The sequence below is a fragment of the Streptomyces sp. NPDC096040 genome, assembly GCF_040303265.1.
Taxonomy (GTDB): Bacteria; Actinomycetota; Actinomycetes; order Streptomycetales; family Streptomycetaceae; genus Streptomyces.
In genome coordinates this window covers 21,847-30,574 of the sequence record NZ_JBEOTA010000055.1, presented here as the reverse complement: position 1 = coordinate 30,574, position 8,728 = coordinate 21,847, and the positions used below count along the sequence as shown (strand labels likewise).

9 protein-coding genes are annotated in these 8,728 nt (G+C 64.6%); 5 read left to right on the top strand and 4 right to left on the bottom strand.

Features of this window, described 5'->3' with window-relative positions:
- Positions 1-950, top strand: a 950-nt coding sequence (locus tag ABTY98_RS39970) for a tyrosine-type recombinase/integrase (protein ID WP_352226078.1), incomplete at its 5' end; no start/stop codon positions are given.
- 372 nt (positions 951-1,322) lie between these two features.
- Positions 1,323-2,312: a histone H3 family protein gene (locus ABTY98_RS39965; protein WP_352226077.1), complete on the top strand. Its 990-nt coding sequence runs from the start codon at positions 1,323-1,325 to the stop codon at positions 2,310-2,312.
- Between the two features lie 531 nt (positions 2,313-2,843).
- Here ABTY98_RS39965 and ABTY98_RS39960 read toward each other — a convergent pair.
- Genes ABTY98_RS39960 through queC form a run of 4 tightly spaced genes read right to left on the bottom strand, consistent with a single transcriptional unit; the run spans position 2,844 to position 5,311 of the window.
- Positions 2,844-3,617, bottom strand: a complete 774-nt coding sequence (locus ABTY98_RS39960; RefSeq protein WP_352226076.1) for a GTP cyclohydrolase I FolE2 — start codon at positions 3,615-3,617, stop codon at positions 2,844-2,846.
- Between the two features lie 4 nt (positions 3,618-3,621).
- The gene (gene queD, locus ABTY98_RS39955) at positions 3,622-3,978 is read right to left on the bottom strand and encodes a 6-carboxytetrahydropterin synthase QueD (protein WP_352226075.1); all 357 of its coding nucleotides are present in this window, start codon (positions 3,976-3,978) and stop codon (positions 3,622-3,624) included.
- Positions 3,978-4,613, bottom strand: a complete 636-nt coding sequence (gene queE / locus ABTY98_RS39950; RefSeq protein ID WP_352226074.1) for a 7-carboxy-7-deazaguanine synthase — start codon at positions 4,611-4,613, stop codon at positions 3,978-3,980. The genes queD and queE overlap by 1 nt, the downstream gene beginning before the upstream one ends.
- Before the next feature lie 2 nt (positions 4,614-4,615).
- Positions 4,616-5,311 (bottom strand): 7-cyano-7-deazaguanine synthase QueC, encoded by a 696-nt coding sequence (queC, locus tag ABTY98_RS39945; protein ID WP_352226073.1) that lies wholly within the window; start codon positions 5,309-5,311, stop codon positions 4,616-4,618.
- Between the two features lie 507 nt (positions 5,312-5,818).
- Between queC and ABTY98_RS39940 the strand changes: the two genes are divergently transcribed.
- Genes ABTY98_RS39940 through dpdA form a run of 3 tightly spaced genes read left to right on the top strand, consistent with a single transcriptional unit; the run spans position 5,819 to position 8,678 of the window.
- Positions 5,819-6,331: a hypothetical protein gene (locus ABTY98_RS39940; RefSeq protein WP_352226072.1), complete on the top strand. Its 513-nt coding sequence runs from the start codon at positions 5,819-5,821 to the stop codon at positions 6,329-6,331.
- Positions 6,328-7,461, top strand: coding sequence for a DGQHR domain-containing protein DpdB (gene dbpB, locus ABTY98_RS39935; protein ID WP_352226071.1), 1,134 nt, complete (start codon positions 6,328-6,330; stop codon positions 7,459-7,461). Before ABTY98_RS39940 ends, dbpB begins: the two co-directional genes overlap by 4 nt.
- Entirely contained in the window at positions 7,458-8,678 is a 1,221-nt protein-coding gene (gene dpdA / locus ABTY98_RS39930) for a tRNA-guanine transglycosylase DpdA (RefSeq protein WP_352226070.1), read from the top strand. Before dbpB ends, dpdA begins: the two co-directional genes overlap by 4 nt.
- The last annotated feature ends 50 nt before the right edge of the window (positions 8,679-8,728 follow it).

Sequence of the window (8,728 nt, the reverse complement as noted above, 5' to 3'; positions counted from 1 at the left end):
TGCACTGCGTCCGCCCCGCCCGAACCGGGATGTCCCCTCCAAGGACGGGCCAGCACGGCACTCCGGACGAAACGCGATCATGCAACGGCCCCTGCGTCCTGGACTCGCTGAAGCTGAAACTCGACGGGACGGCGGCAGCTGCGGAGACGGTTCGGCGCAAGCGTCGGACACTCGTCAACGCGGTGCACTATGCGGTGGATCTCGGGGAGTTCAAAGAGAACCCGATCACGGCCATCCGGTGGAAGAAGCCCAAGGTTGCCGGGGAAGTCGACCCTCGGGTGGTCGCCAATCCCGAGCAGGCTCGGTCCCTGCTGACTGCGGTCTCGTATATCGGTGGGTACAGCCGGGCGCGTGGCCGCCGGCTCGTCGGCCTGTTCGCCTGCATGTACTACGGCGCCCTGCGTCCGGCCGAGGCCGTGGGCCTCACCACCGCGGATCTGAAGTTGCCCGAGGTCGGCTGGGGGACGGCACTGCTGAACCGGACGCGTCCCAGTGTCGGCAAGCAGTGGACCGACTCCGGCGAGACCCACGACGACCGTGGACTCAAGAACCGGCCGGCGCAGGAAGTCCGGCTCGTGCCGATCCCGCCCCAGCTCGTTACCATCCTCCGGCAGCACCTCGATACCTTCGGCACTGCCGAGGATGGGCGGCTGTTCACCAACGAACGCGGGGGAGTGGTCGGCTCGTCCACGTACTACCGCGTCTGGCAGGAAGCCCGCGCGCTGGCGCTCCCGCCGGCTGCTGTCGCCTCCCCGCTTGCCGCTCGTCCGTACGACCTTCGGCACTCGGCATTGTCGACCTGGCTCAACTCCGGGGTAGACCCGACCGAGGTCGCCGAGCGCGCGGGCAACAGTGTTGAGGTCCTGCTGAGCCGCTACGCCAAGTGCATCGACGGTCGCCAAGAGATCGCCAACCGCAAGATCGAAGAGCTGTTGAGCGAGTACGAGTAAGCGGTGAAGACGCCAGCGGCCTTGTCCCGGCCGTCGTGGGGGCCCATCAGCCGTCTGCTGATGGGCCCCGACCTGTTGCCGACTGCCGTTGAAAGACTCCTGGGCATGTGGCGCGAACTGACTCTCGCCTTGGCGCATGATGCATACCGCCGCGCTCCTGTCGATGAGGCCTCTTCGGCCACGGCAGCACGGGCGCTGGGGCAGTAGCTTCCCTCCTTCGTGCGCACTGCGCAGCGAGGTGAGGCCTTCATCTGGGGCCACGAGTCCGACAGTCCGTTTGCGGAGGCTTGTGCCAGTACCGGGAGCGGGCCCTGCGGGAGATCACGGGAAAACCTGTATTCGTGCCGGCGGTCGCACCGCCACCATGGGTGTATGAGGGTGATCCTGGACAACAATGTGTGGTCCTACATAGGCATCGAGGGCAGCAAGTCTGAGCTTGAAACTCTGGCTCAGGGGCGAAGGCTGTCAGTACGGACGCCGCCAGCCACGCTGCTTGAGGTCCTGCGCACGAAGGACGCGGAGAAGCGGGACCGCATTATTGATGCGATGACGTCGCGACACTGGGTGCGGCTGCGCACCGAAGCCGACGTTGAGTGCGAAGAGATTGTGGCGGAGGCGCGTCGCATCCGCCCGGAGTGGGTGCGCCAACTCCCCCAGCCTGGACGGCCCGCCGACCTGCGGGAGTTCTGGAAGCGCAGGATCTGGCGACAGGCAGCACAAAACAGCGCCCCGCTCGCGGCTCGTCAGCGGCGCCTCATGGACGGTGTCGAGGACCATGTCTTCGGTGTACTGAAAAGCGACAGCCTGGCTATGCGTCAGGTCGACTGGCGTGCGGAGGACCTGGCCAAGGTGACCTACGTGGCCACCGAGGTAGCCCCGGACTCGTACCTCGCGGGCTGGCAGCGCGGAACCCCCATTGCGGGATGGCGTGTTGAGGGGCGGGACGTGTTCCGGGAGGCCCTCAACCGGAAGGGGCTCACGACGCTTGCGGAACGTGGCACGACGTACGAGGACTGGCTGGCGCCGTACCTGCATCTCGACCGCGTGCTGCGGGACCCGGAGGATTTCACGCGTTTCTGGTTCACAGACGTCAGCGAAGCGCGAATGCCGCGCAACTGGCTGCGCTGGGTCTCACGTGTGGCGCTGCTTGAGCACAAGGTCACCAAGAGCACCGGCCGCGATAACCAGTTGGCCTGCTATCTGCCGGACTGTGACGTCTTCCTCTCCGAGGACCGGCGCTTCGTGCGCGCCCTACAACGGGTGAAGGAGACGGCGCCGATCTCCTTGCCGGAGATCCGCTGGGTCGACGTCGAGGCCAGTGGCGGCCGGGCCGTGGAAGTGATCGCAGCGGCGCTGGACTGAGATACTCGAAGCGCAGGCGAGGGCTCACTGCGCTGATGGTTCAGGCTGACGCGGACGGGTGTCTGTGCCTCTGTCCCCGTCAGCCCTGCGCCAGGGCCGATATAAAGGCGTACGCCTTGCTCGCGCCGAGGGCCTCCGCGTTCGCTGGGGCTGACCTGGGCTGATGCCCCAAGATCCTGTCCACGAATAGTCCACAGACCCCGTCCTAGGGCCGCTCAGCGCTGCGTATGCCTGCACATACGCGAAGACCCCGTCCTCAGCGTTTCCGCTGGTGGCGGGGTCTTTGGGCACCTCATACAGGGTGCCCCCGGCGGGGGACCCAGAACATGGGAACGAGGGGAGTCGTCGGCCGGGGGCGGGCAGTTGGTGATCGAGACGGTTGTACGGCTGAATCGATAGATCGTCGGCCCGGGCCGCAGGTGCGAGTCCCCGGCGGAGTCACAAAAATGGCTGGTTGCGCGCACGGGGGAGTGTCATGAATAGCCGCGCCTCGTTGCCGAAGATTGGTTTCGGCGTGAGGCCACGGCGTGGTCAACCGGTGTAGCTCAGAGTGGCGATGGCGTCGTGACTATGGATGCTTTCCAGGTTTCTCGCCTGAACGGCATGACTAAGACCCCTTTGGCGGCATACAAGGCTTATATCGCGGACGATGTCTTCGACAAAGACGGGATGATCGTAGGCCTGCATGGTCACAACGCGTTCGTCGGGGCGTTTGATGAGGGGGATGACGGGGGCGGAACCTGCGCCGCGCAGCAGAGCAACCATGTCATGGAAGGGCAGCGGGTAAGGAGCGTCGGTGGTGCCGGTGACCTGGAGGGTGACCTCGCTGCGCTGGTTATGGGCGCCGTAGTCGGAGATGGCTTTGGAACAGGGGCACAGGCTAGTGACGTGGGTGGTCACTGAGGTGGTGACGGTGCAGTTCGAGTCGTCGATGCGTCCTGTCAGGGTGAGGTCGTGGGTCTGCCAGGATTCTTGCCCGCTGGCAGGAGCGGCGACCAGGGTAGCGATCGGCAGGGTGAAGGTGAGGGTGAGACCCGGGGCGTCTAGCAGGGTGAGCCCGCGCTTGAGAACGGTGGGCAATTCCTGCGGGGAGAGGGTGGCTGCTTCCTCGTGGACGAGTGCGATCATGCGGCTCATGTGGGTGCCGCGTCGCTCTGCCTGCAGGGCGACGGTGACGGCGATGTCGGCGATGCCGTGCTGGCGGGTGTGGCCGTCGTCGAAGGTGAGGGGGTAACGCAGGCCGCTGATGCCGACCTCGTCAATAAAGATGCTGCGGCCATCGGGCTCGTTTTGGATGTCGTGCATGCCTTTACTCGCCTCGGTAGGTGCAACCGGAGGTGCAGGTTTCGCGGACGGTGATCGCGGATAGGCCGGGGAGTTCAGTGACCATGCGTTCCCAGATCCAGCGGGCCAGGTTCTCACTCGTAGGGTTGTCGAGCCCTTCAATGTCATTCAGGTAGTAATGGTCGAGTTGTGCATCAATGGGCTTAAAAGCCTGTTTGATGTCCCCGAAGTCCATCACCCAGCCCCGCTTCACATCGACTGGCGCTTCCACGTGCACGGCGACCTTGTACGAGTGGCCGTGCAGGCGGGCGCACTTGTGGCCCTCAGGCACGCGCGGCAGGCGGTGGGCTGCTTCGAAGGTGAACTCGCGAAAGATTTCCATTACTGAATTCCCAGATACTTGTGTGTTTGGAGAGAGAGTGTCCAGCGCGGGTTCTTCATGCAGTACTCGACGGCGGCACGGGTGTGGGCCTCGCGGTCGGCGTCATCCAGCGGTTGCAGGCGGAAGTGGCGAAAGTCCAGGTGCTCGAACTGGGCGGGGTCGCCGCCGACCTGGGGGTAGACCAGTTTGAGCTCGTCGCCGTTCGTGAGGACCAGGGCGGAGCCGATCTTCGGGCTCACGCACAGCCAGTCGATACCGCGGGGAGCGGGGCGGGTGCCGTTAGTTTCCACGGCGATTTCGAAGCCGCGATCGTGGAGGGCGTCGATGGCGTCCTCGTCCAGTTGCAGCAGCGGTTCTCCGCCAGTGCACACCACGAACCGGTGGGCGCGATCGGCAGTGGGCCAGGCGGCTTCGACGGCGTCGGCCAACTCCTGGGGGGTGGGGAAGCGGCCGCCGCCTTCGCCGTCGGTGCCGACGAAGTCGGTGTCGCAGAACTGGCAGATGGCGCGGGCGCGGTCTTGTTCCCGGCCGGTCCACAGGTTGCAGCGGGAAAATCGGCAAAACACGGCCGGGCGGCCGGCGTGGCCGCCTTCTCCCTGCAGCGTGTAGAAGATCTCTTTGATCAAGTAGGTCATGATCAGGCGCTCTGGTACCGGACGGGGTCCTTCATGCCGGCTTCGGCGAAGCCCTTCAGCCGCAGTAGGCAAGTGTCGCACTTGCCGCAGGCCCGTCCCTGCTCGTCGGGGTCGTAGCAGGAGGAGGTGAGTGAGTAGTCCACGCCCAGGCGCAGGCCTTCGCGGACGATGTCGGCCTTGGAGAGTGCGATCAAGGGGGAGTGCAGCGTGATCTTGGAAGTTCCTTCGATCCCGGCCTTGGTCGCCAGGTTGGCCATGGTGGCGAAGGCCTCCATGTACTCCGGGCGGCAGTCAGGGTAGCCGCTGTAGTCCACGGCCGTCACCCCTGTAAAGATGTCGCTAGCGCCAACGGTCTCGGCAAAAGCCAACGCGAACGACAGGAAGATCGTGTTGCGGGCCGGCACGTAGGTGATCGGCACCCCCGCATCCTCCACGTCCGCCAGAGACTCGTGCTTGGGCACATCGATGTCGGCGGTGAGGGCCGAGCCGCCGAAGACCCGCAGATCGATGTCGGCGATGACATGCCGGGCCACCCCCTGGGCCTCGGCGACGCGCTGGGCCGCCTCCAACTCGATCGAGTGCCGCTGGCCGTAGCGGAAGCTGAGCGCATACGGAGTGAACCCCTGGTCCTTGGCGATGGCCAGCACCGTAGTCGAGTCCAGGCCGCCGCTCAGCAACACGATCGCGGGACGGTCCATGCTGTCACTCCCTTATCTGAAGTCCAGTTGCCTCAGTTGAGGCAGTGGCAGCCTACCCCCCTAACTACCGGCTACAGTAACCACAACTAGAAGCGAGTTATGGAAGCCAGAGGTCGATCCGCAGTGAACGAGTTGCCCATCGTGGTCACGTGCACGGACCGGAAGTCCTCACCCCCCGGGACTGCCCTGCAGGCCCGCGCCCTGCCTGCGGTAGACCTGCCCGAGCGGGCTGCGGAATGGGCCCGCCGCTTGGACGCCGCACCGGGGTCGCGCGTCGCGCTGGCGGACCTGTACCAAGGGGACCAGTGGAGGCGCGCCCAAGACCTCACAAAAGCCGCATCCCGGGCTGGCTTTGTCCCCCGCCTGTACGTGGCCTCGGCCGGCCTGGGCCTGCGACCAGTCTCCAGCCTTGCCCCCTCGTATGCGGCGACTTTCCTGCCACGACACGCAGATTCCGTAGCTTCCTCAAGTGCGCAGGCCACCGTCTGGTGGAAACATCTACAGCGCATGGACGCCAGCCATCAGTTGCCGCAGCTCGCGGCGACTGCCGGGCAGGCGCTCGTGGTGCTGTCCGAGACCTACGCAGGGGCCATGCGCCACGACCTGGTCGCGTTGGCCGCCACGGGAGCGGACGTGCTGTTGATCGGCGGCGCCTCCGAGATGAACGGCGTCGTGCGCGTGCCGGCCAATGCTGCCCTGCGGCAGGCACTGGGCGGCACCCGCACCAGTTTGAACGTCCGCATGGCAACCTCCTGGCTCGAGCACTGCACACCGGGCCACCTCATCACCCCAGCCGCACAGGCGCGTTGGAAAACCTGGGCCGACCAGGCGGCCCGCCCCGAACGCTATTCCCGTCGGCCGATGACGAACGAAGCCGTGATCGACTTCATCGAAAAGTCGAAGGACAGCCACCCTGGCTACTCCCGCACCCGCCTGCTACGCCTACTGCGAGACCAGGGGATGGCCTGTGAACAAAAGCGCTTCGCCGACCTGTACACAGCGACGATTGGCCCTCGATGACCTCCCTTGTGCTTAAGCGCCGGGCCCTGCGGATCGAGCAGCACCCAACGATCCCTTTGTACGTGTTCACCCTGGCGGCAGAAGAAGTACGCCAAGTCGCCGACGTGGCACGGATCTCGAGGGATGAGGCTGGCAAGTTGATCGGCTACCAACGCCCCGAAAAGAAGCAGCACGTGAAGCAGATCCTCGAATACCTCGATGGCGAGGAGGTCCTGTTTCCCAACGGGTTGATCATGGCCCTGCCTTCCAGTGTGCGGTTCAAGTCCAGCCCGGGCCCGGGCAGCAGCGACGGCCTTTGTACTTCGGGCACGTTGGAGATCCCCCTGCCCGACGCCCCCGACGCCCCGCGGCCGGCCTGGATCGTCGACGGCCAGCAGCGCAGTCTCGCTCTAGCCCGCACTCGCAATACCCGCCTGGCTGTCACTATTGCCGGGTTCGTTGCCGAAGACCTGGAAACGCAACGAGACCAGTTCTTGCGTGTGAACACGGTCTCTCCGCTGCCCACCAACCTCGTCACCGAACTCCTGCCGGAAGTCGGCACCCTGCTGCCCACCAAACTCTCCGCCCGCAAACTGCCCTCCGTTTTGGTGGAAGCCCTCAACCAGGACAAGGACTCGCCGTTCCGGGGTCTGGTGCGCCGCCCGTCCACCACCGCCGAGCAAAAGGCGGACGCCGTCGTCACGGACAACAGCCTCACTACGGCGATCCAGGAATCCCTCAACTCTTCTTCAGGCGTCTTCTTCCCCTACAAGAACCTGTCCAACGGCACGGTAGATACGGCCACCATCCGCCAGATCCTCGTCATCTACTGGAGTGCCGTACGCGAGACCTTTCCTAAGGCGTGGGGCCTGCCGCCGACCCGGTCTCGGTTGATGCACGGCGTGGGCATCCGCTCCATGGGCCGCCTGATGGACCGCGTGATGATGGCCATCGACCCCGCCTCCCCCCACGCCCTCGAGCAGGCGCGGGCGGAACTCGCCCTGATCGCCCCGCACTGCCGCTGGACCCATGGACGCTGGCCCGACCTGAACACCCCCTGGAACGAACTCCAGAACAACCCGCGCCACATCAGTACCCTGTCGAACTATCTCCTCCGTCTCTATGTGCAGGAAAAGGCAAAAGCCGCGTGAAATTCTATTTCCCTGACAGTCAGGACCTGGTGAGCCCCACCTACGACTTCATCAACGACGAGTACTCGCCCTACCGAGTGCGCCAGCGCGATGACGTCTACGCCCACCAGGCCGTGACACCGATCCCCTACGACGGGATCCTCGTCAGCAAGGCGGTTGTCGACGGGTCGATGAAGTGTGCAGGAAAATACTCCGCTCCGCAGCGCGAGCGCTTCTACCGCCTAGGCGTGAGGAACTTCTTCCGCCTCCCCGGCCCCTGCTCCACGATCGGCGATTGCGGCGCCTTCAACTACATCGACGAAGAACGCCCACCGTATGATGTGGACGAAGTCCTGGACTTCTACGGCCGCTGTGGATTCGACGCGGGCATCAGCATCGACCACATCATCTTCGGATACATTCCGGAAGAATCCGACACAGCACCCGAAGCGGCGTGGGTGGAACGTCAGCAGATCTCCCTCGAACTCGCCGAAGACTTCATCACTGCCACCAAAAAGCAAGGCGCCCGCTTTGAACCCGTCGGCGCCGCCCAGGGATGGGGACCTGACAGCTACGCGCACTCTGTCGCGCAACTGCAGAAAATGGGATACCGGCGGATCGCCCTTGGCGGCATGGTCCCCCTAAAGTCCCACGAGATCCTCGCCTGCCTGCGCGCCATCGACGAAGTCCGGGACGCATCAACCGAACTGCACCTGCTCGGCATCAACCGCGTGGAGAGCATGGAGCAGTTCGCCCGCCACGGAGTGGCCAGTTTCGACAGCACCTCGGCCTTCCGTCAGGCTTTCATGGACGACCGCAACAACTACCACACGGCCACCGACTCCTACACCGCCATCCGCGTTCCCCAAGTCGACGGCAACCCCGCCCTCAAGCGCCTTATCCTCTCCGGCCATGTCTCCCAAGGCGAAGCCGTGAACGCTGAACGAGACTGCCTGCGCGCCCTCCGTTCATTCGATCAAGAAGAAACAGCACTCAAAGAAGTTAAGAGTGCTCTTGCCGCTTACGAATCTCTCGTACTCGGCCCGAAAAAGAAAAGCTACCTCGAGCACTACGAACGGACCCTGACTGATGCCCCTTGGCGCACCTGCCCCTGCGCCCTATGCAAGAAGCATGGAATTGAAATCGTCATATTCCGCGGCAGCGAACGCAACAAGCGCCGCGGGTTCCATAATCTCACCGTGCTCGAGGCGAAAATGAGGCAACTCGCCTTCAGATAAACTTGAGCACGCCTTAGGCTTTTCCGTAGAACCCCTGTCAGGAGATATGA

Excerpts from the sequence above, each read along its gene's own strand:
- queC (WP_352226073.1), bottom strand. The coding sequence starts at position 5,311 with ATGGACCGTCCCGCGATCGTGTTGCTGAGCGGCGGCCTGGACTCGACT.
- queE (WP_352226074.1), bottom strand. The coding sequence starts at position 4,613 with ATGACCTACTTGATCAAAGAGATCTTCTACACGCTGCAGGGAGAAGGC.
- ABTY98_RS39960 (WP_352226076.1), bottom strand. The coding sequence starts at position 3,617 with ATGCACGACATCCAAAACGAGCCCGATGGCCGCAGCATCTTTATTGAC.
- dbpB (WP_352226071.1), top strand. The coding sequence starts at position 6,328 with ATGACCTCCCTTGTGCTTAAGCGCCGGGCCCTGCGGATCGAGCAGCAC.
- queD (WP_352226075.1), bottom strand. The coding sequence starts at position 3,978 with ATGGAAATCTTTCGCGAGTTCACCTTCGAAGCAGCCCACCGCCTGCCG.
- ABTY98_RS39940 (WP_352226072.1), top strand. The coding sequence starts at position 5,819 with ATGGACGCCAGCCATCAGTTGCCGCAGCTCGCGGCGACTGCCGGGCAG.
- ABTY98_RS39965 (WP_352226077.1), top strand. The coding sequence starts at position 1,323 with ATGAGGGTGATCCTGGACAACAATGTGTGGTCCTACATAGGCATCGAG.